Here is a 25,148-nt window from a genome sequence, read left to right on the forward strand (position 1 = left end):
GTCCGGACGATCTGATCGCACATCTGCGCGGAAAGATCGGTCTTAATCCCTTTGATATCAGGGCATCAGTCCGGACTTACAGAGAGGCTACAAATGGGCAACATTCATAATGTTACGTCTTAATCCCTTTGATATCAGGGCATCAGTCCGGACGCCTACCTACATGCAGGGTGTAACCGATGCTGTGGTCTTAATCCCTTTGATATCAGGGCATCAGTCCGGACGCTTCGTAACGTCGTTCTCAGGTTAGCTGAAAGGTCTTAATCCCTTTGATATCAGGGCATCAGTCCGGACGGTTCCGAGATGATACGGTAGGCGAGTCCTATATGTCTTAATCCCTTTGATATCAGGGCATCAGTCCGGACCGGAGCAAGCCAACACGTTTATTGACATGGTGATGTCTTAATCCCTTTGATATCAGGGCATCAGTCCGGACTATGGTAAAAGGGACGTTATACACTACTCAACGTCTTAATCCCTTTGATATCAGGGCATCAGTCCGGACTGGGCGGCGTCGATGATCCGATCAAAGAGGTCGAGTCTTAATCCCTTTGATATCAGGGCATCAGTCCGGACGCACGACGGGCGCAACATGCGTGACGCCGTACCGTCTTAATCCCTTTGATATCAGGGCATCAGTCCGGACTATACAGCCGCCGACCCAGTTGGTGAGCTGTGTCTTAATCCCTTTGATATCAGGGCATCAGTCCGGACATCAAATTGATTGTGACGAGCAATCAAAACAGGTCTTAATCCCTTTGATATCAGGGCATCAGTCCGGACCGCTCGCACGAAAAACCAGCAGGCAATCAGCAGCTTGGAAACCGGGTTCCCACGATGTGGAGCGGTGGCAGGAGCGGATTGTCACGTGGGCTTGTGCGCGCGTTTGGGTGCCGGGATGGTATCACCGACCCGCGGCCTGGAGCAGCGTCTGCAAGCTCGGGGAGGTCGGCGACAGCAGCAGGATGTCGGAGGGCAGGCTGCCGCGGCCGATGGTGTCGATGCTCAGGTGCTCGGGCAGTTGGTAGCCGCGCACGTCGTCCGTGCGGGCGTCGATGCGCGTTGCGATGTCGGCCATCAGGCGGCCCATCTGCGCCGCGCTGCCCTCGAAATGGAACACCGAGTACTGCACCGGTGTGGCCTGCTTGACCAGGAAGCGGTGCAGGCGGACCAGGCGCTTGGGGTCGGTGATGTCGTAGGTGATGAGCCAGCCGCGCGGCGTGTTCAGTGCCATGCCTCGATCTCCCGTGCCAGGTGGCGCTTGAGGTCGCCCAGGTGCAGCAGCAGGCGGTCTTCGCGGCGGTGGGCCCAGGCTTCGAACAGGCGCGCGACCACGATGCCGTGCCCGGCGCCGGCGGGCAGCGTGCCGCAGTCCAGGTTCAGCTCTGCCCACAGCAGGGCGGCGAGCTCGGCGGCGAGCTCGAGGCGGCTGGCGTCGAAGCCCCAGTAGCAGCCGTGCAGGCCCTCGCGATGCAGGCGGTCGGTGGCGAGCGCGTGGCACCAGGCCTCGCCGTCGGCGTCGAAGGCGACCGGGTGGCAGCCGTTGTAAACGTATTCGCGCTTCAACTCGTGGAAGCTGAGGGCGTCCAGCCCGTGGCCGGTGTCGGCGGCGCGTTTGGCGCAGACGGTGAGCGTCTCGAGCCTGCGCCGCGCCCGCCAGTTGGCGAAGCGCTGCGGCCAGTCGGGGAGTTCGAGGTAGGTCTCGATCAGCGTGGAGAAGGGCAGCGGCTGGGCGTAGCGCGCCTGGGTGCTGCCGAGCGCGTGGCCGTGGCCATCGACCCAGGTGATCGGCACGCCTTCGGCGAGGCACAGCGCCAGTGCGCCGCCGCTCCACGCCAGGTGGCGGTTGCAGATGACGCGGCAGATGCGCGCGAGCGGAAACCGCATCGGCGCGCCGGCCGCGGGCCGCAGCAGGAGGTGGTCGCTGCCGGCGTCCATGCGTGCGGGCGCCGGGCTCATGAGGTAGAGCGGCTTGCGCGCGGGCAGGTCGGCGGGGCGGGTGGATGCGCCAGGATGGCGCTGGGCGAGGGTCGGCATGGTCAGAAGTCCTCGTCGTCTTCGAAATGCTCGAGCCAGGGCTCGCCTTCGGCGCGCAATTGCGCGGCGAGGCGGGCGCAGCGCTGCCGCAGCCAGCGCCGGGGCAAGGGGGCGAACTGCTCCCAGCCGGCGTAGAAGTGGCCGCGGCCGGCCTTGCCGAGCAGGCACGCGCCCTTGTCGGTGCCGAAGTGCTCGGGGCGCAGGCGGGCGCTGCTGAACTGGTGCCAGATCCAGTCATCCACCGCCGGGCGCAGCGGCTCGATGAGGTCGCAGGCGAGCGACTCGCGGCCAAAGGCCGGGCGGTGGTAGAAGCCGAGCAGCGGGTCGAGGCCGGCGGCGTGGGCGCTGCGCACCGCCTCGAAGTGCAGCAGGGTGTAGGCGAGCGACAGGCAGGCGTTGACCGGGTCGCGCGGCGGGCGGCGGTTGCGGCCGGTGAAGTCGAGTTCCGGCGCGAACAGCGCGGTGTAGCCGTGGAAGTAGGCGCGCGCGGCGCTGCCTTCGAGCCCGCGCAGCCGGGCGCAGGCGGTGCCCGGCTCGGCGGCCTGGGCGAGCGCGTCGGCGACGCCCCGGCGGCCGTCGAACAGTGGTTTGCGCGCGTCGGGCCGGCGCGCCTCGGCGCGGGTGAGCAGGCGGTGCTGGCGGCGCAGCTTGGCGACGACGAGCTGGCGTGACCAGGCGTCGCAGAAGGCGTGGTCCATGGTGCGTCGCGCCTGGGCGAGGCGGACGGCGGCGTCGTTGTGCGCCGGGCCGAGCACGATCGCCACCTGCCGGCTGGCGCGCGGGCTCAGCAGCACGGTGGCGGCGCCGGCTTCGGCGAGCTTGAGCAACACCGCGCTGTCGAGCCGGGTGCGCGCGCCCTGGATGACGACGCGGTCGATCAGGCGCAGCGGCACGGTCTGGCTGCGGGTGCCGTTCTCGTACAGGGCGAGGGCGCCATCGGTGATGCGGACTTCGAGGTCGGCGCGGTCGAGCAGCAGCGTGGCCATGGTCTCACCCCACGTAGAAGTAGTCGGGATCGGCGGGCTGGGCGGCAACGCCGAGCGCATAGCTGCGGGCGCTGGGGTCGAGGCGCAGCAGGAAGAAGCGGTCCTCGGCCTCGTTGAGCAGCAGCGCCATGTTGTGCAGCAGCTCGAAGCGCTCGCCGCGGGTGAGGAAGACCTCGTGCACCGACTTCTGCCCACCGGTGGTGTAGCCGCGCACCAGGGCGAGGGCGGCGACGAGGCGGCGCGGGCTGGAGACGTCGTAGGCGGCGAGGAAGAAGTCGCGCTGGGGCATGGCGGGCATCCGGTGAGGGGATGGCGCCAGTGTGGGGTGATGCGGCGGTGATGTCAGAGGCGGCAAGCTTGCGGCTGCGCGCCACGTGGCGGCGTGCCGGGCGAGGGTGCGCCGGGGCGATGCGCGTTACGCGCGAGGTGATATGACAGGAATCGTCTTGCGGCCGTGGCGCCGGTAGATCCCGAAATCGCTGTCGAGGGTCAGGACGCTGCAGGGCTCGAACAGCTCGGACATGTGCACGAGGCAGGCGTCGGCGAGCGAGGCTGGCACATTGTCGTAGCGTTCGAACAGCCTGCGCACGGGCGCGATCTGCGATTCCAGCGACAGGGCGATCTGCACGGCGCCGCGTTCGAGCAGCATGAGCGCCCGCGCGGGGTCGAAGCCGGCGCGGGCGAGCAGGAAGCAGGTCTCCGCAACGACGGCTTCGCACGTAAGGAAGGGGCCGGGGAATTGGCCGAACTGCGCCTTGGCCCATTCGTGGTGCGTGTCATCGCGGCACAGGAGTGCGACCCAGGGGCCGGTATCGAGAATCAGCCGGTGGTTCATCGCCGGCCGAAGTCGTCGAGGTGGCGGGGGTTGGATGACAGGTCTGCAGGTCCCCCACTGAAGCAGCCGGCAAGGTCGCCGACCAGGTCGAGGGCGGAAGGTGCCGCCGCTGCGCTGCGCTGGTTCAGGTAGCTCGCGAGCGCGCGGCGTATCAGCTCGGACTTGCTCAGGTGTTCGCGCTCGCTGGCCAGCACGAGCGCCCGTTCCAGTTCGGGATCGATCTTGATGGAAATGGTGTTCATCTCGCGTAATACCAGTTGCTGATTGGTATTACGCAGTGTAGTTGTACGGTGGCAGCACGACAACCCGAATGCTCGAGGTGATCCGGCTGAGGCCTGTCAGGGCTGCAGCGCATAGCCGCCCATGCCCATGGTGGCGTTCTTGCCCACGTGCAGCCACTGGCCCAGCCACAGCCAGGGCAGCAGCGGGGCGAGGTCGCCCTCGAGGGTCCAGTGGCCGACGGCGCCGCCGAGCGTCATCTCCTGCTGCTGGCGGCTGGAGTAGCGCGACCAGTCCTGCCAGCGCAGCGCGGTCTGGTGGGCGAGCGCCTCGGCGTGGCGGACCAGTGCGGGCACGTCGGCGACCAGGCCGGGGCGGCCGGCGTGGAACTCGGCGAGCAGGCTGACCCGGCGCAGCAGGTCGGCCACCAGCTTGCGCGGAGTCAACGCTGCCGGGCGCAGCGGCTTGCCCTGCTGCTGCAGCCGCATCGGGGTGTGGATGGCCAGCGTCAGGCGCTCGGGTGCGGGACGCGTGACGGCGGTGGGCGGGGCGACCTGTGCGTCATGCACCGCGATGGCGGCGTCGCCCGGCTGCCAGACGGGGATGAAGGTGTGGGTGCCGCGCCAGGGATCGGCCGGCTCGTCGTCGGTGCGCTGCCACTCGATGCGCTCGAGCACCCCGCGCGCACGCTCGCGCCCGAGCCCGCCTTCCACCGCGCGCTGCAGCGCAAAGCTGACCAGCGGCAACTGCGCCACCGCGTGCCCGAACAGCACGAGCCCGAACTGCAGCGTGCCACCCGCGTCGATGTGGCGCGTGCCGAAGGCGGGCGGCTCGATGACGTAGGGGTTGGGCACGTGGCTGAAGTTCTGCATGGCGTGTTCTGCCGGCGCGGGGGCCTCGAAGATGGCCGGGTACGGGCAGGTGGCGCGCAGCGGGCAGCCCTCGCAGGTGGGCGCGTCGGTCATGCAGGCGACGCGGCGCAGCGCGGCGCCGAACTGCCCGCGCAGCAGCGAGCCGGCGTAGTCGGGCAGGCGCAGCGGGGCGTGCAGGCGGAAGGTGAAGCGGTAGCGGGCGAGGGGGAGCATGGTGGGGCTGGGTCAGGCGTTCATCCATTCGCGGACGAGCTGCTTGAGCGTGGGCAACTCGCCTGCGCTGACGACTCGGATGCGGTACTGGCGGGCGCGCTCAGCGCTCTTGGCGTCGATACGGGTCTGGGCCGTGAGCAGGATCTTTTCGGCAAAGCGCCCTGCGGCGTGTTCGCCGAGCACCTCGAGTCGATTGAGAATGCTCTGGCTCTTGCCCTCGTCGCCAAGCTGCGCGCCGGTCTTGCATTCGATGATGAGCATGCGGTTGCGGTGTACGAAGACCGCATCGAGCTCGTTCAGCGGGTAGCGGTCCTGGCGTGTCTGCTCGATCGGATCGATCTTGACGCCGATGTCGAAGCGGGCACGCTTGATGAGGCCTTCGCCTTCGAGCTCGCGGCCGACCGCCCAGCAGTATTCCTCGAGCCAGCCGCCGCGCAGGTAGCTCGCATAAGCCGCTGGGACGCGCGCGCGACTGCCAGCATCCTCCAGGAGCCCCGCCGCGGTCAGTCGCTTGATGGCGTCTTCTTCCGCCTGGTCGCGCGGTGGCGCGAGGTTGGGGCTCTGGCTGGCCTTGTTGTTTGGCTCGTAGTAGGCCGCAGCACCATTCAGCTTGCGGATGAAGTTCTCGAGTTGGCTCGCGTTGCCGGCCAGCCATTGGGTCATCCCACGGCGGTTGTCGAGCACCCTGTCGTCACGCGGTTCGTTGCGGACGCTGAAGCCCTGCGCCGCGAGGTAAAGCTTGACGTTCAGCAGGTCGGGTGCCAGCGCCACGGCGGCTTTCCCCGGTGGGTGAATTGTCTCCAGGATATCGTTCGCGGTATCGCAATAAATGGCTTCGCACCAGGGGCGCAGCGCCTGGAGCAGGCCGATGCTCATGAGCTTGTTGCCACCGGTCAGGTTGAGTATGAAACGATGATCCGGGTGCTCCGCGCGCAGGCGGGCGATCAGTCGATCGCCCCAGGCGATGATGGTCGCCACATCGTGGTCTGGTGCGTCGTCGATAAGGTCGATCTGTTTGAGCCCGCTCTGCGCGAGTGCGTGCCGCAGACGCTTTTCTGCGCCCTTGCGCTTCATCTCCGTGCTGACCAGCAACACACAGCGGTCAGGGGTCATGCTTTCCACCCGCGTCGGAAGCAGGTTCTGCAGGCTCTGGTCGGAGACGATGCACAGATGTGTGAGCTTGCGCGCCCGTGTTGGCGTCACGCTGGCACGCTGAATGAAGAACTCTTCCAGGCGGGCATTGCAGGCTCGCATCTCTGCGGCCGATAGTTCCTTGCCGCGCAATTCGGGGCTGAGGTCGAGGGTCAGGTGCTGGTAGCGACCGCCGCGCTCGCAAATCCGCGCGGCGAGCTGTGCGGGCAGGGTGCCGATCACGATTTCCCCCACCTGGACGGTCTCGGGGTCGTAGTCGGCCGCGATGCGGCTGCCTTCTTCGAGCAGTCCTTCTTCACGGGCCCAGTCGATGGCGCCCTGGTGGCGGGTGACGAATGTCGTTGTCAAAGCGACGCTTCCTTGTTTGGTTGGGTGTCGCACAGGCCTTCGGGGCGAACCTCGTAGCCCTCGATGCGCGCGCCGTAGGCGTCGAGTTCTTCGGCCGACAGCTCACGGCCGCGTGCTGCAGCCGGAAGATCCAGGGAGAGGTTGAGGTAGCGCGCGCCGCGTGCGCAGAGCTGCGCAGCGAGATGCACAGGCAGGATGCCGATCACCGTGTCGCCGGGCGCGATGCCGGCGGGGTCGAGGTGGGCGACATGGCGATCGATCTGCAAGCCCTTGCGCTGCGCCCACTCCGCGGCGCCGGGGTGGCGGGTGACGAACCAGGTGGTCATTGCGCGGCCGGCGGCTGCGGCGCGGAGTCCGCAAAGGGGTTGATCAGGCGGAGCGTGCCGTCGATGAGCTGCTCATGCTGCAGGTCCTCCGACAGCAGGACGCTGCAACCCGCGCGTAGTGCGGCAGCGACGATCATCCCGTCCCACCACGAAAAGCCGTGCCGGGCCTGCATTGCCCACGCGGTACTCAGCAATTCTGCGTCTGGCGCGAGCGGTTGCCAGACTTGCAGGGCGCGCACGTCGGCCTGGGCCGCAGTCTCGGCCATGGCCAACTTGCGCGAGTGTGTCGCCACCGCGTAGAACTCGATCAACACCTGCCAGGAGAGTCGTCCGCTGCGCTGGCGTGCGAGCGCGGCGAGCCAGTCCATGGCGATGCGCTGTTTGCGCGGGTCGCGTCGATCGCGCGCGTAGGCGAGGATGTTGGTGTCGACGAAGACCAGGCTCACTTCAGCACCTGCCGATCGTAGAGTTCGTCACGGGTGGGCCAACTGCGGCCGTCGTCACGGGCGGCGGGCTCGAGGTAAGGCTGCCGGGAGAAGAAATCCGCCATCGCGCGCTCATAGGCGTCATCTTCGCCAAACTTTTCCTTGAGGATCTCGCCGACGAAGCGCGACACGCTGAGATTGCGGGTGGCCGCCTCGACGCGTAGCCGTTGCAGGGTTTGCTCGTCGGCGGTGATGGTGAGGTTGGGCACGATCCAGTCTCCACAAAAGATCACGAATCTAGTGTAGCACTGCGTTCGTGTTGCCCTTCGCGGCAGCGAAGCCTATGGCGGCGCGCACGTCGACAAACGGCACATGCGGCGTTTGCTGTTCGAACATGATGCATTCACTTCGCATCCGGACGAATGCATCGGATGTCGAGTTGCAGCGCCTCGGCAACATCGAGCCACGCACGGTCGGCGGTATGCACCTGTGCCTTCAGTCGCTGTGCGGCTGCCAGGCAGAGCCGGTCGCCCAGGCTGAGACCGTGCGCCCGCGTGACCGGGCGCATCCAGCCCGCAGCCGCGCCATCGTCGGCGGAGGTGTCGATGACCGTGTAGCCGATGCTCGTGACGATGTCGCGCACGGCGTCCGCGGCGACGCCGCGGTCGAGCACCTTGGCGATGATCTCGGCATGGTTGGCGGCCGGCACCAGGCAGGGGGCGCCCGCCTGAAGCAGTGCATCGATCGCTTCTGCGCCGGGCTCGCCGTTGAGCCAGGCCAGCACCGCCGAGGCGTCGAGGATGACGGGCGCGCTCATTCGCGCGCGGCCTCGGCGCGTCGCTCGGCGATCAGTTCGTCGGCGGATGACGGTGCATCGGCCGGCACATAGCGACGAAACAGCGCCCTCGCGCGTTGCAGTTGTGCCTGTCGGCTGGTGATCCGTGCTTCGCCGTCGAGCAGTTCGAACAAGACCGTGTCGCCCTCCTTGAGACCGAGGGAGTGGCGGATCTCGGCGGGAATGACAACACGGCCACCGTCTGACATTTTCATGTAATGCATGATCGAATCTCCAGACTTATTGCGTGATGTCAGTATAGGCAGTGTAGGACGCCAAAGCGTTCAAACGAACCGCCCTGGCTTTTGCTGGGCGACACGGTGGTGCGCAAGGTCGCGGGCGGCAAGAGGGCAATCGCGCCGCGACAGCGTTGAAGGTGTGGACGACGAACCAGGTGGTCACGCCGCCTCCCCGGCGAGCATGTTCATGATCAGCCGGATCAGCACGTCCTTTTCCTCGGGCCGCGACTGCGCGACGAGCAGCGACAGCGCCGCCAGGCCGACGTCGTTGACCACCGCGCTGCCGTCCTCGGCGGACGAGCAGCAGAGCGGCTTCGAGCTCGCGCGAGTTGTGCTCGAGGCGCTGGCGGTCGAGGGTGTAGCCGCGGGTGAGGTGGTCCTTGAGGATGCGGGTGGCCCACTGGCGAAAGCGGACGCCTTCGCGGGACTTCACGCGGTAGCCGACGGAGATGATGAGGTCGAGGTTGAAGTGCTCCTGCTGTCGCTCGACCGCGCGTCCGCCTTCATCCTGAACCGTTGTAAAATTTGCAACGGTTGCGGCGCGCTCGAGTTCGGCTTCGGCGAACACGTTACGGATGTGGCGGGAAATGACCGACTTGTCGCGGCCAAAAAGGGAAGCGAGCTGCGGGAGACTGAGCCAGACGTTGTCCCTTTCCAGACGTACGTCGATCTGGCCGGAGGGGGCTTCGAAGATGGCGATGTCGGTCGCCGGACCAGGCGCGCGTGCATGCATACTGATCAAGCTCCGCGCACGGTTGAAAGAACCTGCTTCATCGCCTTGTCTGCTTTGCCTTCGACCTTGAAATGCCGGCTCAGGCGCTGTTTGATGGCAGTGGCGAGCGCTTCGCGCTCGGCTTTGGCAAGGCCGTCAAGAGTGGGTGCCTGCGCGGCCAGTCTGTCGAGCAAGCAAGGCCATTCCTGGCGGGAAGTCTGCTGCATGATCGGGGTCTTCGTCCGAGGGTCCTGCGGCAGGCGCGCAAGTTCGAGATCAAGCTCTGCAAGCAGCCGTGCGTCGGGTGGCAGTGCGGCGCGCTGGCGGGCGTCTTCTTCCGCCTGGCGCTGGGCTTCGATGCTCGCCCGTTCGGCGGCCCGTGCCGCGGCAGCAGCCGGGTTCTCGTGCATTGCGCCATAGCCGACAGCGGTCTTGGCGCCGAAACCGAGCCAGTCGAAGGCGTGGCGGAAGGCAGCGTCGAGTAGCGTGCGCCAGCGTTCGTCGGCGGCGAGTGCAGGGGCGAGGCGGCGCAGATGCGCGAGGTCGCACTGGACATGGAACACGAAGCGGGCGCCCGGCGGCACGGTGAGAAAGCTGATCGGGTTGGGCTGCCCCGATTCATGTGGCGTGGTGCTGCCCGCCTGCGCTTTCTGCTGGTAATAGTGCGACTGGTGCGGGGTCATGATCTCGACCGACAGGCTGTCGCCGGGGATCTGCGGAATCACGTCCCAGAACGTCAGCGCGCCGCGAACGTGGTTGCTGTCGCCGTCCGGTGTTTCGCGGCCGAACAGTACGTCGAGCGAGGACAGCATGACCGGGCGCTGGCGTTTGTCCAGCAGGGCCTTGCGGTGTTCTGGCCCTCCGGTCATCAGTGGATAGTGGGGCGTATCGTCCCAGCCTGCGGGGTCATCCCAGCCGCCCGCGGCCAGCTCCCGCGCGGCCTGGCGCAGCACGCCCTTGACGCCACTGCCGGGCAGGTAGGGTAGTCCGTAGGGGTTGAGGAAGGCGAAGCCGTTCTCCAGCGGGTGCTCGTTGCCCAGCCCGGTGGTGAAGGGGGCGATGCTAAGTGCGTCGAGGGTGAATACCGGGTGTGAGCATGCGGCAAGCGCCGCGAGCGTGGTCTGGCGAGACGCAAGCCCATCGAGCATGCAGCGGTCGCTGTCGTTGAGCCGCGCGGATTCGCGCAGGGCTCTGGTCTTGTTCTCGTCCTTGAATGCACGCTCGGTGCGGTCGCGCCCGGCGGTCCGGTAATTGACGTCGTGAGTGGTCCAGAGGCATTCCCGGCTGCGGCTGTCGATGCCCCAAAGGCGCAGATACATTCCGAAGCGCAACGCGGGTGAAGCGGTGGAGAGGTCCTGATTGGCGAGATAGTGGGGCACAGCGGCGATCGGCATGTCAGTCTCCGTTGCGGCAGGCCGGGGCGATCTGGCGCAGCCACTTCAGCCACGCGAAGGCCTCGGCGGTGATCGCCTGGAAACGGCGGGCATCGTTCATTTCGACCAGCGTCTTCATGAAGCCGTCGAAATCCTGCGGTGTCTGGCATTGCTCAGAAAGCCAGTCGCGCAGGTGCGCGCCAAGCAGATCGTGCCGGCCGCCCTTGCCATGCAGGAAGGCCATGACCTGCATCAGTCCGCTGTTCATGATGAGCGCGGGCAGACCCTTGGCGTCATTGACGTAGTCGCCGGGGTAGCGAGCGACACCCTCGCGGGCCTTGTTCCATGCATGCTGGGCGCGCCGTTGTTCGGTGGTCATGGGCATGATCAAGCCTCCACGAGCTTGGCCACGACCAGTCCGCGGCCGGTGGTCACGTCGCCACCGATTTGCAGCAGCTTGCCGTCGAGCGCTCCTCGGACCTGGGCCATCACAGCTTCGGCGGGCGTTTCCGGGCTCTTGCCGGTACGCGTCCTGCTTGCCAGCATGGGGGCGACCAGCAGCGATTCGGGCGGCAGGTTCTCGGTGTAGAACAGGCCGCCGGGGTCGGTTGCGCCGGTGTCGGGGTCGATGCGGACATGCGCTTCGACCAGCATGGCGTGCTCGGCGAAGTAGCCGAAGTCGGTGTCTGACAGCACGACCATGTCGGTGGCGAGCTTGTTGCGGAAGAAGTCGTAACCCGGTTCCGGCGGGAGTGCTCGCCGGGCGAGGTCGTCGGCTAGCTGGCCCAGCGGTTCCGATGCCTTGGCAGTGTATTCAAAGGCTTCCAAGTGCAGCTTGTCGCCATTGAGCAGTGCGGGGTTGGCGACCAGGCATTGCCCCTCCGCGACCTCGAGCGCAGGCCATTCGGCGCGAACGCCGATCAGGCCGAGCAGGCGGCGGGCACGGGCGAGCGCCTGCGGGCAGGTGGCATGGACGTAGCCGCCGCGCAAACTGCGCACCGGCAGGGCGATGAGCTGGGCGTCGCCGAAGCTGATGGCGCCAGCGTGTAGCTCGCTCGCGCCGGCCTCGGGCCCGAAGAGGCGGTCGATGACTTTCTGCAGCGTGGCTTCGTCGCCCTCCTCGCGTGCGAGCGCGAGGTAGCCATGGCGTACCGCGCCCTTGATGCCGGAGCCGGCGAAGCACGGGTGCTGGGTGTGGCGTTCCCGCTGGATGGGGTTGTCGATGACGCCTACGGCCTGGCCTGCACCCATGTGCACCGGGCTGACGGCATACAGAAACAGCGCTGCGTGTTTTTCGAACATGTCTCGTTCCTCGTTCTCAGATCAGTTCCAGACTGCAAGGGTGCAGCGGTTGAAGCCCTCGGCGCGACGTTGCGGATCCTCGCAGGTCTCGCTCCAAAGCCCGTGCTCGGCAAGCTTGCGCAGCGCCTCTTCGCTGGCTTCGAGTTCGTCGAGCCAGTACACGCTGCCGGTGGGTGCTGTGCGTTGCGCCGCCTTCGGGCGCCATTGGGCGAGATCCCAGCCGGATACGGTTTCGTACCGGGGTACGGCGGCACATGCCAGCCGGGCGCGTACCCCATGCAGTTCGAACCGATAGCTGCCGTCGGCGGTCGGGGTGGTACCCAGCGGCAACCAGCCCAGCGGGAAGATGCCGGGTGAAGTGAGGACCAATCGGCAGCGCCGGTTCACGCTCAGGGCCGCATGGTCGGGTGCGGGCAGCGTCGTGTTGGCGGTTGAGAGGGCTGCCGCCCGCCCGTCGCCGCCAAGGCGAACGGTGCCGTTGCTCGGTGGGGTCGCGCCGGACACGGCCGTCAGGAAGCCCACCCCGGGCCGCATCGAAATGGATTGGACGCTGAATAGCCGGCCGTCTGCGGCACGCCGTGTCGCCGCGTCCAGGCCGATACCAACGCGGGGGTCGATGCGCCAGAGCGCCGAGGAAGGCACGCAGTGTTCCGGCGCGAGCGGGCGTCCGATCAGGTAGCTGCGCCAGCCCTCAGTGGTCAGCCAGTAGCCGGATTCCGCCTTGCCGCGTTGCGCTTGGCCAAGGATGGGAATGTACGGCAACGGGTATGAATGGACGAAGCCTGCCGGCGGTGCGACGGGTGTGAGCTGGCGGACCTGCGGCTTGGAATACGTGTCGGCCAGCGCTTGTTCGATCACCACGTCTGCGGGCGGGGCAAGTAGCGGCTCCACGGTGTCGTCCGATCCACGCCGGGCAAGGTGGAAGGCTGTGATCCTGAAGCTGCCCGGCTGTGCGGGTGTACCCAGTATGGGGTGCGCGAGCGCGCCGCGTGCATAGGCTGCGAGATCCGCGCCTTCATCGGCAAGCATGCGACTGCGCAGGGCACCGGCGGCGACCGAGGGCCATGGCGGCACGAGTGACTCCCCGTGGCTGCCGGGGTCGCCGAAGAGCTTGTTGCCGCGCAGGAAGAGCACATCCAGCGGTTCGAGGAAGCGTAGGGAGTGGGGCGTCATAAGCGGGCTCCAGCGCGGGTTTCGCGGGCGAGGAACTCGCCCACGGTGAGAAGGTTCTGCAGCCAGGGCAGCGGCGTGTTCGACGCGCGAAGCGCCGCTTGCACAAGTCGGGCCGCAAGCGGCGGCGCCTTGGCCTTGTCTTCGTCGTTCGATGCCTGGCGGGCGAGCTGGTAGGCGAGGAGCGCCTCGAGCAGTCGCGGCTCGGATCCCGGGTCGGGCAGATCGACGAGCCATTCGAGGGTGTTGTAGACCGCACGGCGCGAGACCCCGCTGGCACGCAGGTAGTCGATCAGTGCCTCGAGTATGACGATCGCGTCGCCCCACTTGGCGGTGAGATGAAGCGCTCCGCCCGAGCGTTTGATGACCGTGAGCGAGAAGGCGTCACGGCCGCCCTCGTTCTTGGCGCGTTGCTCCGCGCTGCGAAGTTCGCGCAGTACCGCGCCAAGCGGGGCCTGGTGATGGGCGATGACCGCGCCGCAGCTGGCGGTGGCGTGCTCGCCCATCATGCGCATCAGCCGTCCGTCGAGCCAGGCGAAACCATTGCGACAATGCAGCGTCCCGCGCCTCAGGCGTAGATCGCCCCAGTCTCCGCTTTTGTCTTCGGGCAGGGTGCCGGAGTAGGCGTGTCTGAGCCGCTGTGCGCAGGGCAGCAGGTCGGCTACCGGCAACATCGCCAGCACGTCGTCGCCGCCGGCGTAGATGACGCGACCGAGGTGTTCTTCCTCGACCACGTGGCGTGCCACGGTCTGCGAAAAATCATTGAGCGCGCCGGAAATCGCCAGATGCCGGTTCGGTGACACCGGACGCTGCTGCGCGCCGTACTGGCGGATCAGCGGCTCGCCTTCGGCATGCTGTTCGAATCCCCTGCGCACGTCAGGGTGGAAGCTGTCGATATAGCGGATCTGGTTGGCATCGTCCCCGGAGAGGATTGCGCCCATGCGGTCGCCGTCTAGCATGATCAGCGCGTAATAGGTCTCGAGGCGGATGCCCTCGCCTTTGTCTTTATCCATACCCATCGCGAGCGTAGAACGAACCAGGCTTTGGACCTGCTCCATTGCCGTATCGTCGCTCGCATCGCGTGCGGCCTCAAGCAGGCCGGGCAGGCGTTTGGCATCAGCAAATGCGGGGCGTCGGGCGTGCGCCGTAGCGAGCTTGCGCGGCAGCGCAACGCTCTCCGCACCGTGCCTGCTGCAGGCTGAGCCGAACTCGGCAACCGTCGGGCCACCCCGTTTCAGCCATTGGTCGAGCTGGTGAGCCAGCGCCATGGTGTGGGTGGATACGACGAAGCGACCTACTGGCAGGCTCGCGCCATCTTCCGTCGCGGCCAGGGCCTTGCCGACCTCTTCTGCGAAGATCGTTGGCCACAGGCGCTTGATCGCCGGCAGTGCTGACAAATGCTCGCCATTCTTTGCCCATGCGGGTTTCCTGGCTGCGACTCGCGCCCAAAGGGTGTCCGTCTGCTGGCGGTAGGAGTGCTGCAGTTGCGCGCGGTCGGTCGTGAGCCACTCTGCCTCGCCAGTCAGGGCGCAGCGCCAACCCTCGTGGATCTGCTGGCCGAACTGCCGTACCGACTTCGCCGCGGCCAGCGCACGTTCGGCGAGGTCGTAGATCGCCGGATAGAGCACTCCGGGCTTGGGCGCGAAAAAGCACGTGCCGTCGCGCCAGTTGAGTTCCTTTTGTAGGATCTTCCAGGCGGGCGTTGCGAGAAAGCCGCAATCTTCGCCCTCGTTCGCGCCAAAGAAGGGCGCCATTGCGGCCGACAGCGCGCATGTGTCTAGATCCGTCTGTTTGGTCTCGTTGCGCGGGGAAGCGAGCGAGAACGGCACCGCGGCCCAATGCACTTCAGGAAAGCCTTCGAGCTGTTCCCGCATCTGTGCGTAGGGGACGTCGGCGTGCTCGACGTCGTACCCGGCGGTTGCGAGCAACCGGGACACGACATCGTCGCCCAGCCTGCGCAGCCATTGGCGAACGCTCTGCTCCACCGCTTCGGCGATCTGGCGAGCGCGGCCGGCCGGTACCAGGGCGACGAAGCGGTTGGGCAGCGCCGCGGAGAACAACGGATTGGCGTCAGTGGCGCCCTTGTTCCAGTTGCAGTCATCGAACAGCGCATCGGGCAGGCCCATGGTGTCGCGCAGCCAAAGGTCGACCTGCGGGATGCCGCGCAGGCGTGGGAACAGGATCGCATCCGGTCCAAGCTGTTCGCAAACGGGGCGCATCGCTTCCCAGGCTAGCCGCGACAGCAGGTGTGAGCCCGCCCACAGGTCGGAGGTGCTGCGTGCGGCGGCGATGAAGGTCTGCACCGGGCCGATCGAGAGCGACAGCAGGGCGACTTCGCCGTCGGGATCGGCGGCAAAGGCACCGGCAAAGGCGGAGGTCAGGTCGAGGTGGTCCCAGATGGAGTGGTCCGGAATGCGGGTGTCCGCTGGCAGCAGGTGCCATAAGGCGCCGAGCTTGCCGTTGTCGTCGTGTTCGCGCAGCTCGGGGCCGAAGCGCCAGAGCGCCAGCAGCGTCTTGCGTTGGTCCTGGGCGGAGGATTCGCCGGCGCCGAGAGCTGCGAGCAGGCCCGCTAAGTGATCGAAGCTGCGTTGCTTGAGATCGGCAAGATCCGTTTCCGACAGACCGCCCGAGGCACCCAGATCGAACTGCGCACCCGTCAGCGGGTGAATGAGTACGGGGCGTCGGGTCCAGCGTACCTGTGCCCAAGGCGCTACGGCGATGGTCTTCTGCTCCCCTCGCCGTGTCGTCACGGTGATGCTTTGCATCGGCCATTGCGGGCGGTCGGCGCCCGCCGCCCACCAGTCGGCACGTTGCACGTGGCGGTAGATCGAGCGAGGAAGACCGGTGCCGAACAGGGTGCTCGCCAGTGCCTGGTCGTTGTCCGGGTCGATGCTTTCGCCGTCGATCGAGTCCAGGCCCAGCAGGCGGGTGAGCGCCCGGCTGGTGCCGCCTTCATGCCCGGCCGGATCGCGCAGCAGGACCAGTGCCTTTTCCGCCGGATCGTGAAGGCGCGCGGCGAGCTTGGTCTGCCACAGGATGTCTTGAGTCATGGATTACTCCGGGATGCGGGTGAGGTCCTGGCGGTTGTCCAGGAACTGATGAACGCGTTGCCAGACGGACTCGATGGTCTGCCGGTCGGGCCGGAAAGTAGCGGACGGGAGGCAGGGTACGTGGAAGATCACGCCGACACGCGCGGTCTGCGATATGGGCCGCAGCTTGAAGCGCAGGCTGTTCGGCAGACGGAGATTTTCCCTGTCCCAGGCTCGTACCTTGTGCGTCGTGACCGGGTAGCTGAGCCAGTGGCGATCATGGATCTCGCCGTCGGGACGCTCTCGGGGGAACTCGAACGCGGTGGTCCGCAGCCTGATCTTGATGTCGGCCAGCGTGCGCATCAACGACCGCCAGTCGTCGTTTGGCGCGGTGTGCCAGATGAGGGGGGCGCCCTTGGCGTCGCTGCCGAGGGCGTGAGGCCAGTCGAGGCCGAGGCAGTCACGCCAGGGGCGTAAGGGCACGCGACCGGCCAGTGCTGGGCCGCCTTGCGCGGTGCACAGGGAGAACGAGCCCCAGCCGTTGCGGCTGCGGCCGCCAAGGGTGCCGTAGCGATCCATCAGCCACAGGGCGTGTTCGATCAGCGGCGCGTCCTCTTCCGGATAGGCGAGGGAAAGGACGTTGGATTCGTCGGCCTGGATCGCGGCATTGCGTTTTTCAAACCGCGTCCCGTTCCGTCCGTCGAGCGGTCCGTAACCAAGATAGGCATGGGGCCCGACCTGGTGTCGGGCCCGCTCAGCCTCGGGATGGTGGACGGTTCTTTGCTCGAGCCCCTCCCAGGTCTTCAGCCGACCGAGGTCCCAGCGCGCCAGCCGGATGCGGACAGCGCCGCGGCGGGCATGGACTTTCGCACCGGTTTCGTCGACATCGTCGTCCAGCCAGGCGTGGCCGAAGAGCCGCCCCTCGATGTGGCGCATCTCGTTTTCACGAACGCGGAATCCGTTCTGCATGGCGAATGCCACGCGCCACCATTGTCTGAGCAGCGCCTTGATCGGCGGGGTGCGCCACTGGCCGTTCTGGTCTGCATTGCCCAGGAAAGCGGGGGAGTTGAAGCGGATCTGGAGCGTCGTCGTTCTCATGTCGAGGCCTCGGTGGAATGCCAAGATTCTACGCAACGGGCTTAACCATGCCCATTTGGCAAGCTTGTCGTCGTGCGCTAGCACACGATCCGGACCGCCTCGGCCTCCAGCCCCAGCCGATACCGATGCGGCCTTCTGCCGCCGTCCTCGATCAGGTAGGGGCCGGCCGCGGCGCCGAGTTTGCGGGTGAGCGCGCTGCGCAGCTTCGACAGCCGCGACGAGAAGTAGCTGCCGTCCATGCCGCCGCGCAGGGCGTGCTCGGCCGAGCTCATGTCGCGCAGCGGGCCAACGATGGCGCGCAGCTCGCGCAGGTAGCGCTCGGCCCAGGCGGCGTCCGGTACGTCCTTGGGCGGCGCGGGCAGGGCGGGCTCGCCGGTCAGGGCGCGGCGCGCGAAGACGGCGAGGATCGCCAGCTCGGCCGGCGGCAGGCGGAAGCGGCGGCCCGCGGCGCGGACCTCGCGCGTGCCGAGGTCGATCTCGAGCCGCGCCGGGCCGAGGCTTGCGCGCGCAGCCGACACCACGGCGTCGAAGCCGGCGCTGCCGTCGAGCAGGGCCGTGGGCAGGCCGTGGCGCAGGCTGACGAAGGGGATCTCGGCCAGGCTGACGCGGGCGTCGCGCGCATCGGCGAGCTTCTTGTCGGCGGTCTCGATGACGTTCTCGTAGGGGGTGGGGTAGAAGAACGCCCAGGTGTTCTCGAAGGGTTCCGAGACCAGCACATGCGAGAGGCGGTCCTGCGGGCGGCCGAACAGCGACAGGGCGTAGCCGAGGAAGAAGCCCATGGTCTTGCGCCCGCCGGCAATCGACACGTGCAGGGCCGAGGCCTGGTCGGCGGTGAGGGTGCGGATGGTTTCGGTGATGAAGTCGGCGCAGGCGAGGTTGTCCTGCGGGCTGCGGATGTCGCTCATGGCCTGCCCGGCCGCGTCGCGCAGCACGTGGATGTGCGAGGCGTCAAAGGCGATCGGCGGCAGCGCGTAGTCGTGGCGCAGGCGGTGGAACCCGCCGAGTTTGTCCGAGAGCAGGGCAAGGCGGGCGCGCTCGGCGCCTTCGGATGTGGTGATGAGGTGAATCTCTGTAGGCACGAAGGGGAGGTCGGCGGCGACCGCGAGCGCATAGAGCGTCTCGGTGACGACCTGCGGCGACAGGCCGGTGACGGCGACGAGAATGCGGCGAGGATAGGTGTGGGGCGCGGTCGCGTGCATGGCATTGGAGACGGCTAAGGAGGAATGCCAGGGTTATAGCCCAAAGCACGCGCGGATGGCTCGGCCGCAAGCTTGCCGTCCGCGGCCGGACTGTGACGGCGCGCGCGGACGCAATTTCGGGCCGCCACGCACCGACGCAATGCGATGGGCTCCAGGCAATGGCCTCGTTGAAGCGATCACCGGCCGACTTTTGCGGTCATAGGCTTGGTGGGCGGCGGATGCGCGCAGACGCGCCGCGGCCGACAACACGGCGATGAGCTTGTCGTGATGAATGCGTCAGGACTTCCTGCCGGCCGCTGCGTGACCGATGCCAGCCGCCGTCCGTGAAGCGTGGATTACAAGGACATCAAGCCATGAGACCCCAACCCCGAGGCCAGATCCGAAGTCGGCGCCTCCCGACGCTGGGCGGCCTGCTGATCGCCAGCGCGCTGTTCGCCTTTCCCGGCCTTGCTTCGGCGCAGGGCGGTGAGGCCGCGCGCCACGCCACCGCCACCTTTGCCGGCGGATGCTTCTGGTGCATGGAGCCGCCCTTCGATGCGCTCGAAGGCGTGGTGTCGACGACCTCCGGCTACACCGACGGGCATACGAAGAACCCGACCTACCAGGAGGTTTCCAGCGGTCGCACCGGCCATACCGAGGCGGTCCAGGTGGTGTATGACCCGGACAAGGTCAGCTTCGAACGCCTGGTTGAGGTGTTCTGGCGCAACATCGATCCGACCGACGCCGGGGGGCAGTTCTGCGACCGCGGCAGCCCCTATCGCCCGGCGCTGTTCTATCACGACGAGGCCCAGCGCGATGTGGCCGAGCGCTCGCGGGCGGCGCTCGAAAAGGATCGGCCCTTCAAGGAGGCGATCGTGACCCCGATCGTGGCGGCCACGGCCTTCTATCCGGCCGAGGAATACCATCAGGACTACTATCTGAAGAACCCGATCCGCTACAAGTACTACCGCAACGGCTGCGGCCGCGACAGGCGGCTCAATCAGCTGTGGGGCGGCTCCGGGGCGGCGCTGAAGGAGAGCAGACGATGAAACGGCGACACTTCCTGACCGGGCTGATCGGTGTGGCGTCCCTGCCCGCCGTCCGGGCATTCGCAACCACCACCGATGGGCAGGGACGCCCGATGATCGAGAGGATCGAGCGCAGTGAGGCAGAATGGCGGCGCCTGCTCACCCCCGAGCAGTTCAGGGTGCTGCGCGAGGAGGGCACCGAGCCTGCCTGGACCAGCGAACTGAACGCCGAGAAGCGCACGGGCAGCTATGTCTGCGCGGGCTGCGATCTGGAACTGTTCACCTCGGACATGAAATACGACAGCGGCACCGGCTGGCCGAGCTTCTGCACGACGCTGCCCGGCGTGTTCGGGCTCAAGCGTGATTTCAAGCTCATCCTGCCGCGCACCGAATACCACTGTGCGCGCTGCGGCGGGCACCACGGCCACGTCTTCAAGGACGGTCCCGCGCCCACCGGCGAGCGCTGGTGCAACAACGGCGTGGCCCTGCGCTTCGTGCCGGCGGCGGCCTGAGCGCCGCCGGCGTTGTTGGCACGCACGAAGACGCGCATGCCGGTGATGCGATCGAGCATTTGATTTTTTCCTGATGGTAGGAAGTGATTGCCGCTTTCGATGGATCATCGTGCGGATGGATCCAGGCGATACTCCTCGCGTCCAAGTTCACCCAGCGGAGCGTGACCATGACCGCCAACAGCAACACCCGCATGCCCACCCTGTTCATCCCGCACGGCGCCGGACCCTGCTTCTTCATGGACTGGAATCCGCCCGACGCATGGAACGCGATGGCGGATTTCCTCAAGAACGTGGCGAGCACCTTGCCCGCGCGCCCCTCGGCCATCGTGGTGGTGTCGGCGCACTGGCTGGAGCCGGCCTTCAGCGTCACCAGCGGCGCGCAGCCTGAGCTGTTCTTCGACTACTACGGCTTTCCACAGCACACCTACGAGCTGCGCTATCCGGCACCCGGCGAGCCGCAGCTGGCCGCACGCATCGCCGGCCTGCTCGGCCAGGCGCAACTGCCGGCCCGGGAGGACGCCGCACGTGGCTTCGATCACGGCATGTTCATCCCGCTGAAGCTGATGTTCCCCGACGCCGACATCCCGGTGGTGCAGCTCTCGCTGCGCCGTGATCTGGACCCGCAGGCGCACCTCGATGCCGGCCGCGCGCTTGCCGCACTGCGCGACGAGGGCGTGCTGTTCGTCGGCAGCGGCATGAGCTTTCACAACATGCGCGGCTATGGCGACCCGCGCTTCGGGCCGATCTCCGACGACTTCGACCGCTGGCTGGTGCGCACCGTCGAGTCCGCCGCGCCGCAGCGCGAGCAGGCCCTGGCCGCCTGGGAACAGGCACCGTCGGCGCGGCTGTGCCATCCGCCGCGCGCCGAGGAACACCTGCTGCCGCTGATGGTGGTGGCCGGCGCGGCGGGCGCGGGCGCTGGCCAACGCATCTTCAGCGACAGGGTGATGGAAACCACGCTGTCGGCCTTCCGCTTCGACTGACTTTTCAAGAGGACAGACACATGATCATCGAGCTTTCCGGCAAGACTGCCATCGTCACCGGCTCCACCGGTGGCATTGGTTTCGCCATCGCCTAGGGGCTGGCCGGCAGCGGGGTGACCGTCAACACCATCCTGCCGGGGCCGACGCGGACCGAGGGCGCGGTCGCGTTCATCGCCAGCATGGCACAGGAACGCGGCGTATCGGCCACCAATGGAGGCCCTGTTCCTCGCCGAAAACCGGCCATCGAGCCTGATCCGGCGCTTCGCCAGCCCGGAGGGGATCGCCAACCTGTGCGTCTATGCCGCCTCGCCGCAGGCCAGCGCGACCACCGGCGCGGCGCTGCGGGTCGAGGGCGGCATCGTCGAGAGCATCGCCTGAGTCGAGCCGGACCGTCATCTTCGGCATGCCTGCCCCGCCGTCACGGACCCTCCGCGGCGGCGGGGCAGGCATGCCGGTTTTGGGCGCTTTCATGTCCATTTCGGACAATTGCGTTGCGCCCAGGCGCTCTAGAGTCCTGCATTCGCGTTGCCTCGCAACGCCAACCCGACTATCTGGAGCGAATATGAACAAGCCCATCACCGTTCTCCGCGAGACCGTGCCCGTGCCGATGCTCGATGCCTGCAAATGGGAGCGCATCGCCGGCGAGCCGCACACCGTCAACCTCAACGCCTACACCTCGGAAGACGGCAAGAAGATCATGGGCACCTGGATCTGCACGCCGGGCAAATGGCGGGTCGCCTACGAGAAATGGGAATACTGCGACTTCCGCGAGGGCTACTGCATCATCACCCCCGACGGCGGCGAGCCGATCCATCTGAAGGCCGGGGACATCTTCATCGTCGAGCCGGGCATGAGGGGCACCTGGGAGGTGGTGGAGACGGTGCGGAAGTACTTCGTCTTCGCCTGAGCTCGCCCTGCCCGGGCGCTGAACCGACGACCCGGGCCCGCAGTCATCCCGTTGTCTGCGGGCCGTGGCTTGTGGGCCATCGGTTGTCGGGCCAGCCGGCAAACCGCCTTATCATTCCCGTTTCTTTCAGATGTGCTGGTCGGCGGGCCGGCATCGGAGCGGGGGGCAATGAAGGTTCTCGAATACGCAGGGCTCGACACCGCGCGCGTGCGCGCGGCCTACACCAGGGTGTGTGAGGCCTTGGGGCGCGGGGATTTTCGTGCGGCGCAGGTGAAGAAGCTGGTCGGCGCGAGTGGCGCGGCGTATTACCGCGCCCGCCTCAACGACGCCGACCGCCTGCTGTTCACGCTGCTGCGCCACCGTGACGAGACCTGCGTGCTGGTGCTGGAGGTGATCGCCCATCACGCCTACGACAAGTCGCGCTTCCTGCGCGGCGCGCAGATCGACGAGGCGCAGATCGCCGATGCCGACGTCGATGCCGCGGTGCGCGAGGCGCAGCCGCTGCGCTACCTGCATCCCGAGCACACCACGATCCACCTGCTCGACAAGCCGTTGTCCTTCGACGACGCCCAGCAGGCGATCTACCGCCGGCCGCCACCGCTGATCCTGGTGGGCAGCGCCGGCAGCGGCAAGACCGCGCTGACCCTGGAAAAGCTCAAGCATGCCGAGGGCGAGGTGCTGTACGTCACGCACTCGGCCTACCTGGCGCAGAGCGCGCGCGACCTGTATTACGCCCACGGCTTCGAGCATGCCGGCCAGGACGCGAGCTTCCTGTCCTTCCGCGAGTTCGTCGAATCGATCCGCGTGCCGGCCGGGCGCGAGGCGAGCTGGCGCGACTTTGCGGCGTGGTTCGCACGCATGCGGCAGGGCTTTCGCGACATCGACGCGCATCAGGCCTTCGAGGAGATCCGCGGCGTGATCGTTGCCCGTGCGGGCGGGGTGCTGAGCCGTGCCGACTACCTGGCGCTGGGCGTGCGCCAGTCGATCTTTCCGGTCGACGCCCGTGAGCGCCTGTACGACCTGTTCGACAAGTATCGGGCGTGGCTGGCCGAAGCCGGCCTGTTCGACCTCGGCCTGGTCGCGCAGGCCTCGCGCGCGCTGGCCGCGCTGCGCTACGACTTCGTGGTCGTCGACGAGGTGCAGGACCTGACCCCGGCGCAGCTCGACCTGGTGCTGGCGACGCTGAAGAAGCCCGGCCACTTCCTGCTATGCGGCGATTCGAACCAGATCGTGCATCCCAACTTCTTCTCCTGGAGCCAGGTGAAGAGCCTGTTCTGGCGTGACCCGGAGCTCGCGCGGCGGCAGGAGCTGGCGGTGCTCACTGCCAACTTCCGCAACGGCCGCGAGGCCACGCGGGTGGCCAACACCCTGCTCAAGATCAAGCATCGCCGCTTCGGCTCGATCGACCGCGAGAGCAACTTCCTGGTCGATGCGATCGGCGGCGAGCCGGGCGAGGTGGTGCTGATGGCGGACAAGGACGCCGCGCTGCGCGAGCTCGACAAAAGCGTGCGCCAGTCCACCCGCTTCGCCGTGCTGGTGATGCGCGACGAGGACAAGGCCGAGGCGCGAAAGCGCTTCGCCACCCCACTGCTGTTCTCGATCCACGAGGCGAAGGGGCTCGAGTACGACAACATCGTGCTGTACCGCTTCGTCTCCGACCATCGCAAGGACTTCGCCGAGATCGTCGATGGCGTCGAGGCGGCCGACCTGGCGGTGGAGAACCTGGAATACCGCCGCGCACGCGACAAGGAAGACAAGTCGCTGGAGGTGTACAAGTTCTTCGTCAATGCGCTGTACGTGGCGCTGACGCGCGCGATCCGCAACCTGTACGTGATCGAGTCGGATACCGCGCACCCGCTGTTCGGCCTGCTGGGCCTGGCCGAGGGCGGCGCGGTGAAGCTGGCGGCGGCGAAATCGACGCTGGAGGACTGGCAGAAGGAGGCGCGCAAGCTCGAGCTGCAGGGCAAGCAGGAACAGGCCGACGCCATCCGCCGCGACATCCTGCGCCAGAGCCCGGTGCCGTGGCCGGTGACTGACGAGGTGCGGCTGCGCGAGCTGCTGGTGAAGACCTTCCGCGAGCGCGCCCCCGGCAGCAAGCACCGCCAGCAACTGTACGACTACGCCACCTGCCACGACGAGCCGGAACTCGCGCGACTGCTCGCCGAGGAAGGCGAGTTTGCCGCCGCGCGCGCCTTCGAGCGCCAGCTGGGCACCCACGGCCGCAAGACCTGGATGCCGTACTTCGGCCGCAGCTTCAAGGACGTGCTGCGCCAGTGCGACCAGCACGGTGTCGATCACCGCCTGCCGATGAACCAGACGCCGCTGATGGCCGCCGCGGCCGCGGGTAACGTCGCCCTGGTCGACGCGCTGCTCGAGCGCGGCGCCGACCCCGAGGCCACCGACCACTACGGCTGGAACGCGCTGCACTGGGCGCTGCGCGAATCCTTCCGCGACCCGGCCCATGCGCGCGGGCCGCTCGCCGCGGTGTTCGAGCGCGTCGCGCCGGCGCGCATCGACTTCAACACCGGCGAACGCCTGGTGCGCATCGACCGCCATCACGCCGAGTACTTCCTGGTGCAGACGCTGTGGGTGCTGTTCCGCAGCCGCTTCACCCGGCCGCAGCGCCGTTTCCTGGCCGCCTTCGAGGCGCAGGCGATCCTCGATGCGTGGCAGCACCTGCCGGGCAGCGTGCTGCGCGCCGAGCGCAACAAGCGCCAGCACCTTTCCAGCGTGCTGGCGCGAAACGAGGTCGCACGCGACTACGCCTACAACCGCCAGCTCTTCCGCCGCGTGGAGCAGGGCTGGTACCAGTTCAATCCGCAGCTGTCGGTGCGGCGCCGGGTGCGCGTCGAGGGTGCGGAAGGGGGCGAGGTGGAGTCCTGGGTCCCGGTGTTCCAGGCGCTGAACCTGCCGCTGGTGGCCGAGTTTGCCCGCCGCGAGACCTGGCGCATGGTCGACGAGTACGGCGCGGCGGCGAAGCTGGCGCCGTGCCCGACGCCGATCATGATGGAGCGTGCCATCGCGCGCGAAGAGGAGGCCGAGCGGGCGCAGGCGGAGGCCTTGCGCCAGGCCGAAGAGCGACGGCGCCAGGCGATCGCGGCGCGCGAGAAGGCGAGGGCCGAGGCGCAGGCGCAGCCGCCGGCGTGGGGCACACCGCAGGCGAAGGCGCGTGAGATCGAGCGCATCCGTCGCGAGATCGAAGCGCGCCACGCGGCGGAGAAGGGAGAAAAGTAGTCAGCGGGGCGGCACCGCGAGGAAGCCCTAAGCCGCCGTGTGGGCCAGTATCCGCGCAGGTCGCGTGTTCAGGCGGCCCAGATGCCCACATGCCGGGCTTCGGCCACGAGCTCCGCCAGGTTACGCGAAGAACCA

27 protein-coding genes and 1 CRISPR repeat array are annotated in these 25,148 nt (G+C 67.5%); of the genes, 6 read left to right on the plus strand and 21 right to left on the minus strand.

Translation table 11 applies throughout. The features are described 5' to 3' along the window. Positions 1 to 39: 39 nt before the first annotated feature. Positions 40 to 783: a CRISPR direct-repeat array (repeat unit 37 nt; unit sequence GTCTTAATCCCTTTGATATCAGGGCATCAGTCCGGAC). A 121-nt stretch (positions 784 to 904) separates the two neighbouring features. The 21 genes from cas2 to csm6 form a co-directional block, all read right to left on the minus strand. Then, positions 905 to 1,234 carry a CRISPR-associated endonuclease Cas2 gene (gene cas2 / locus ACMV5O_RS16095; RefSeq protein ID WP_416164409.1) on the minus strand — a complete coding sequence of 110 codons (330 nt, stop codon included), beginning with the start codon at positions 1,232 to 1,234 and terminating at the stop codon, positions 905 to 907. Further along, positions 1,225 to 2,037, minus strand: a complete 813-nt coding sequence (locus tag ACMV5O_RS16100; RefSeq protein WP_416164410.1) for a hypothetical protein — start codon at positions 2,035 to 2,037, stop codon at positions 1,225 to 1,227. Before ACMV5O_RS16100 ends, cas2 begins: the two co-directional genes overlap by 10 nt. 2 nt (positions 2,038 to 2,039) lie before the next feature. Beyond that, on the minus strand, positions 2,040 to 3,023 hold the full coding sequence (gene cas1 / locus ACMV5O_RS16105; RefSeq protein ID WP_416164411.1) for a CRISPR-associated endonuclease Cas1: 984 nt from the start codon (positions 3,021 to 3,023) through the stop codon (positions 2,040 to 2,042). 4 nt (positions 3,024 to 3,027) lie between these two features. Beyond that, positions 3,028 to 3,312 carry a CRISPR-associated protein Cas2 gene (locus tag ACMV5O_RS16110; RefSeq protein WP_416164412.1) on the minus strand — a complete coding sequence of 95 codons (285 nt, stop codon included), beginning with the start codon at positions 3,310 to 3,312 and terminating at the stop codon, positions 3,028 to 3,030. A 126-nt stretch (positions 3,313 to 3,438) separates the two neighbouring features. Continuing rightward, a complete protein-coding gene (locus tag ACMV5O_RS16115) occupies positions 3,439 to 3,858 on the minus strand; it encodes a type II toxin-antitoxin system VapC family toxin (RefSeq protein ID WP_416164413.1) in 420 nt (139 codons plus the stop codon). Next, positions 3,855 to 4,100, minus strand: a complete 246-nt coding sequence (locus ACMV5O_RS16120) for a ribbon-helix-helix protein, CopG family (RefSeq protein ID WP_416164414.1) — start codon at positions 4,098 to 4,100, stop codon at positions 3,855 to 3,857. The genes ACMV5O_RS16115 and ACMV5O_RS16120 overlap by 4 nt, the downstream gene beginning before the upstream one ends. 96 nt (positions 4,101 to 4,196) lie before the next feature. Next, the gene (gene cas6, locus ACMV5O_RS16125; protein WP_416164415.1) at positions 4,197 to 5,162 is read right to left on the minus strand and encodes a CRISPR system precrRNA processing endoribonuclease RAMP protein Cas6; all 966 of its coding nucleotides are present in this window, start codon (positions 5,160 to 5,162) and stop codon (positions 4,197 to 4,199) included. Positions 5,163 to 5,174: 12 nt separating this feature from the next. After that, a complete protein-coding gene (csx16, locus tag ACMV5O_RS16130; RefSeq protein ID WP_416164416.1) occupies positions 5,175 to 6,695 on the minus strand; it encodes a CRISPR-associated protein Csx16 in 1,521 nt (506 codons plus the stop codon). Further along, on the minus strand, positions 6,659 to 6,988 hold the full coding sequence (gene csx16, locus ACMV5O_RS16135; protein ID WP_416164417.1) for a CRISPR-associated protein Csx16: 330 nt from the start codon (positions 6,986 to 6,988) through the stop codon (positions 6,659 to 6,661). The genes csx16 (ACMV5O_RS16130) and csx16 (ACMV5O_RS16135) overlap by 37 nt, the downstream gene beginning before the upstream one ends. Further along, on the minus strand, positions 6,985 to 7,434 hold the full coding sequence (locus ACMV5O_RS16140; protein ID WP_416164418.1) for a PIN domain-containing protein: 450 nt from the start codon (positions 7,432 to 7,434) through the stop codon (positions 6,985 to 6,987). The genes csx16 (ACMV5O_RS16135) and ACMV5O_RS16140 overlap by 4 nt, the downstream gene beginning before the upstream one ends. Continuing rightward, on the minus strand, positions 7,431 to 7,682 hold the full coding sequence (locus tag ACMV5O_RS16145) for a hypothetical protein (protein ID WP_416164419.1): 252 nt from the start codon (positions 7,680 to 7,682) through the stop codon (positions 7,431 to 7,433). Before ACMV5O_RS16145 ends, ACMV5O_RS16140 begins: the two co-directional genes overlap by 4 nt. A 134-nt stretch (positions 7,683 to 7,816) precedes the next feature. Beyond that, positions 7,817 to 8,230 carry a type II toxin-antitoxin system VapC family toxin gene (locus ACMV5O_RS16150; RefSeq protein ID WP_416164420.1) on the minus strand — a complete coding sequence of 138 codons (414 nt, stop codon included), beginning with the start codon at positions 8,228 to 8,230 and terminating at the stop codon, positions 7,817 to 7,819. Next, the gene (locus ACMV5O_RS16155; protein ID WP_416164421.1) at positions 8,227 to 8,472 is read right to left on the minus strand and encodes an AbrB/MazE/SpoVT family DNA-binding domain-containing protein; all 246 of its coding nucleotides are present in this window, start codon (positions 8,470 to 8,472) and stop codon (positions 8,227 to 8,229) included. Before ACMV5O_RS16155 ends, ACMV5O_RS16150 begins: the two co-directional genes overlap by 4 nt. Before the next feature lie 16 nt (positions 8,473 to 8,488). Further along, entirely contained in the window at positions 8,489 to 9,220 is a 732-nt protein-coding gene (locus ACMV5O_RS16160; RefSeq protein WP_416164422.1) for a virulence RhuM family protein, read from the minus strand. 5 nt (positions 9,221 to 9,225) lie between these two features. Further along, positions 9,226 to 10,593 carry a type III-B CRISPR module RAMP protein Cmr6 gene (cmr6, locus tag ACMV5O_RS16165; RefSeq protein ID WP_416164423.1) on the minus strand — a complete coding sequence of 456 codons (1,368 nt, stop codon included), beginning with the start codon at positions 10,591 to 10,593 and terminating at the stop codon, positions 9,226 to 9,228. Position 10,594: 1 nt separating this feature from the next. Continuing rightward, entirely contained in the window at positions 10,595 to 10,957 is a 363-nt protein-coding gene (gene cmr5 / locus ACMV5O_RS16170; RefSeq protein WP_416164424.1) for a type III-B CRISPR module-associated protein Cmr5, read from the minus strand. A gap of 2 nt (positions 10,958 to 10,959) precedes the next feature. Further along, positions 10,960 to 11,874, minus strand: a complete 915-nt coding sequence (gene cmr4 / locus ACMV5O_RS16175) for a type III-B CRISPR module RAMP protein Cmr4 (protein WP_416164425.1) — start codon at positions 11,872 to 11,874, stop codon at positions 10,960 to 10,962. 21 nt (positions 11,875 to 11,895) lie between these two features. Beyond that, complete coding sequence (locus ACMV5O_RS16180) at positions 11,896 to 13,047, minus strand: type III-B CRISPR module-associated Cmr3 family protein (protein ID WP_416164426.1); 1,152 nt, start codon at positions 13,045 to 13,047, stop codon at positions 11,896 to 11,898. Continuing rightward, positions 13,044 to 16,094 (minus strand): type III-B CRISPR-associated protein Cas10/Cmr2, encoded by a 3,051-nt coding sequence (cas10, locus tag ACMV5O_RS16185; RefSeq protein WP_416164427.1) that lies wholly within the window; start codon positions 16,092 to 16,094, stop codon positions 13,044 to 13,046. Before cas10 ends, ACMV5O_RS16180 begins: the two co-directional genes overlap by 4 nt. A 3-nt stretch (positions 16,095 to 16,097) precedes the next feature. Next, positions 16,098 to 17,171 (minus strand): RAMP superfamily CRISPR-associated protein, encoded by a 1,074-nt coding sequence (locus ACMV5O_RS16190; RefSeq protein WP_416164428.1) that lies wholly within the window; start codon positions 17,169 to 17,171, stop codon positions 16,098 to 16,100. Positions 17,172 to 17,248: 77 nt separating this feature from the next. Then, positions 17,249 to 18,370, minus strand: a complete 1,122-nt coding sequence (csm6, locus tag ACMV5O_RS16195; RefSeq protein WP_416164429.1) for a CRISPR-associated ring nuclease Csm6 — start codon at positions 18,368 to 18,370, stop codon at positions 17,249 to 17,251. A gap of 353 nt (positions 18,371 to 18,723) precedes the next feature. Here csm6 and msrA point away from each other — a divergent pair, with 353 nt between their 5' ends. The 6 genes from msrA (at position 18,724) to ACMV5O_RS16225 (ending at position 25,013) form a co-directional block, all read left to right on the plus strand. Then, a complete protein-coding gene (gene msrA, locus ACMV5O_RS16200; RefSeq protein WP_416164430.1) occupies positions 18,724 to 19,398 on the plus strand; it encodes a peptide-methionine (S)-S-oxide reductase MsrA in 675 nt (224 codons plus the stop codon). Next, positions 19,395 to 19,889 (plus strand): peptide-methionine (R)-S-oxide reductase MsrB, encoded by a 495-nt coding sequence (gene msrB, locus ACMV5O_RS16205; RefSeq protein WP_416164431.1) that lies wholly within the window; start codon positions 19,395 to 19,397, stop codon positions 19,887 to 19,889. Before msrA ends, msrB begins: the two co-directional genes overlap by 4 nt. A 167-nt stretch (positions 19,890 to 20,056) precedes the next feature. Then, positions 20,057 to 20,872, plus strand: coding sequence for a DODA-type extradiol aromatic ring-opening family dioxygenase (locus ACMV5O_RS16210; RefSeq protein ID WP_416164432.1), 816 nt, complete (start codon positions 20,057 to 20,059; stop codon positions 20,870 to 20,872). A 210-nt stretch (positions 20,873 to 21,082) separates the two neighbouring features. Continuing rightward, positions 21,083 to 21,250 carry an SDR family oxidoreductase gene (locus ACMV5O_RS16215; RefSeq protein ID WP_416164433.1) on the plus strand — a complete coding sequence of 56 codons (168 nt, stop codon included), beginning with the start codon at positions 21,083 to 21,085 and terminating at the stop codon, positions 21,248 to 21,250. Positions 21,251 to 21,434: 184 nt separating this feature from the next. Continuing rightward, on the plus strand, positions 21,435 to 21,779 hold the full coding sequence (locus ACMV5O_RS16220; RefSeq protein ID WP_416164434.1) for a cupin domain-containing protein: 345 nt from the start codon (positions 21,435 to 21,437) through the stop codon (positions 21,777 to 21,779). A gap of 168 nt (positions 21,780 to 21,947) precedes the next feature. Then, positions 21,948 to 25,013 (plus strand): ankyrin repeat domain-containing protein, encoded by a 3,066-nt coding sequence (locus tag ACMV5O_RS16225; protein ID WP_416164435.1) that lies wholly within the window; start codon positions 21,948 to 21,950, stop codon positions 25,011 to 25,013. The last annotated feature ends 135 nt before the right edge of the window (positions 25,014 to 25,148 follow it).

The sequence above is a fragment of the Thauera sp. WH-1 genome (assembly GCF_047806685.1).
In the GTDB taxonomy this organism is placed as follows: domain Bacteria; phylum Pseudomonadota; class Gammaproteobacteria; order Burkholderiales; family Rhodocyclaceae; genus Thauera.

Coding starts and splice junctions, on each gene's coding strand:
- cas2 (WP_416164409.1), bottom strand. CDS start 1,234: ATGGCACTGAACACGCCGCGCGGCTGGCTCATCACCTACGACATCACC.
- ACMV5O_RS16100 (WP_416164410.1), bottom strand. CDS start 2,037: ATGCCGACCCTCGCCCAGCGCCATCCTGGCGCATCCACCCGCCCCGCC.
- cas1 (WP_416164411.1), bottom strand. CDS start 3,023: ATGGCCACGCTGCTGCTCGACCGCGCCGACCTCGAAGTCCGCATCACC.
- ACMV5O_RS16110 (WP_416164412.1), bottom strand. CDS start 3,312: ATGCCCCAGCGCGACTTCTTCCTCGCCGCCTACGACGTCTCCAGCCCG.
- ACMV5O_RS16115 (WP_416164413.1), bottom strand. CDS start 3,858: ATGAACCACCGGCTGATTCTCGATACCGGCCCCTGGGTCGCACTCCTG.
- ACMV5O_RS16120 (WP_416164414.1), bottom strand. CDS start 4,100: ATGAACACCATTTCCATCAAGATCGATCCCGAACTGGAACGGGCGCTC.
- cas6 (WP_416164415.1), bottom strand. CDS start 5,162: ATGCTCCCCCTCGCCCGCTACCGCTTCACCTTCCGCCTGCACGCCCCG.
- csx16 (WP_416164417.1), bottom strand. CDS start 6,988: ATGACCACCTGGTTCGTCACCCGCCACCCCGGCGCCGCGGAGTGGGCG.
- ACMV5O_RS16150 (WP_416164420.1), bottom strand. CDS start 8,230: ATGAGCGCGCCCGTCATCCTCGACGCCTCGGCGGTGCTGGCCTGGCTC.
- ACMV5O_RS16155 (WP_416164421.1), bottom strand. CDS start 8,472: ATGCATTACATGAAAATGTCAGACGGTGGCCGTGTTGTCATTCCCGCC.
- ACMV5O_RS16160 (WP_416164422.1), bottom strand. CDS start 9,220: ATGCATGCACGCGCGCCTGGTCCGGCGACCGACATCGCCATCTTCGAA.
- cmr6 (WP_416164423.1), bottom strand. CDS start 10,593: ATGCCGATCGCCGCTGTGCCCCACTATCTCGCCAATCAGGACCTCTCC.
- cmr5 (WP_416164424.1), bottom strand. CDS start 10,957: ATGCCCATGACCACCGAACAACGGCGCGCCCAGCATGCATGGAACAAG.
- cmr4 (WP_416164425.1), bottom strand. CDS start 11,874: ATGTTCGAAAAACACGCAGCGCTGTTTCTGTATGCCGTCAGCCCGGTG.
- ACMV5O_RS16180 (WP_416164426.1), bottom strand. CDS start 13,047: ATGACGCCCCACTCCCTACGCTTCCTCGAACCGCTGGATGTGCTCTTC.
- cas10 (WP_416164427.1), bottom strand. CDS start 16,094: ATGACTCAAGACATCCTGTGGCAGACCAAGCTCGCCGCGCGCCTTCAC.
- ACMV5O_RS16190 (WP_416164428.1), bottom strand. CDS start 17,171: ATGAGAACGACGACGCTCCAGATCCGCTTCAACTCCCCCGCTTTCCTG.
- csm6 (WP_416164429.1), bottom strand. CDS start 18,370: ATGCACGCGACCGCGCCCCACACCTATCCTCGCCGCATTCTCGTCGCC.
- msrA (WP_416164430.1), top strand. CDS start 18,724: ATGAGACCCCAACCCCGAGGCCAGATCCGAAGTCGGCGCCTCCCGACG.
- msrB (WP_416164431.1), top strand. CDS start 19,395: ATGAAACGGCGACACTTCCTGACCGGGCTGATCGGTGTGGCGTCCCTG.
- ACMV5O_RS16210 (WP_416164432.1), top strand. CDS start 20,057: ATGACCGCCAACAGCAACACCCGCATGCCCACCCTGTTCATCCCGCAC.
- ACMV5O_RS16215 (WP_416164433.1), top strand. CDS start 21,083: ATGGAGGCCCTGTTCCTCGCCGAAAACCGGCCATCGAGCCTGATCCGG.
- ACMV5O_RS16220 (WP_416164434.1), top strand. CDS start 21,435: ATGAACAAGCCCATCACCGTTCTCCGCGAGACCGTGCCCGTGCCGATG.
- ACMV5O_RS16225 (WP_416164435.1), top strand. CDS start 21,948: ATGAAGGTTCTCGAATACGCAGGGCTCGACACCGCGCGCGTGCGCGCG.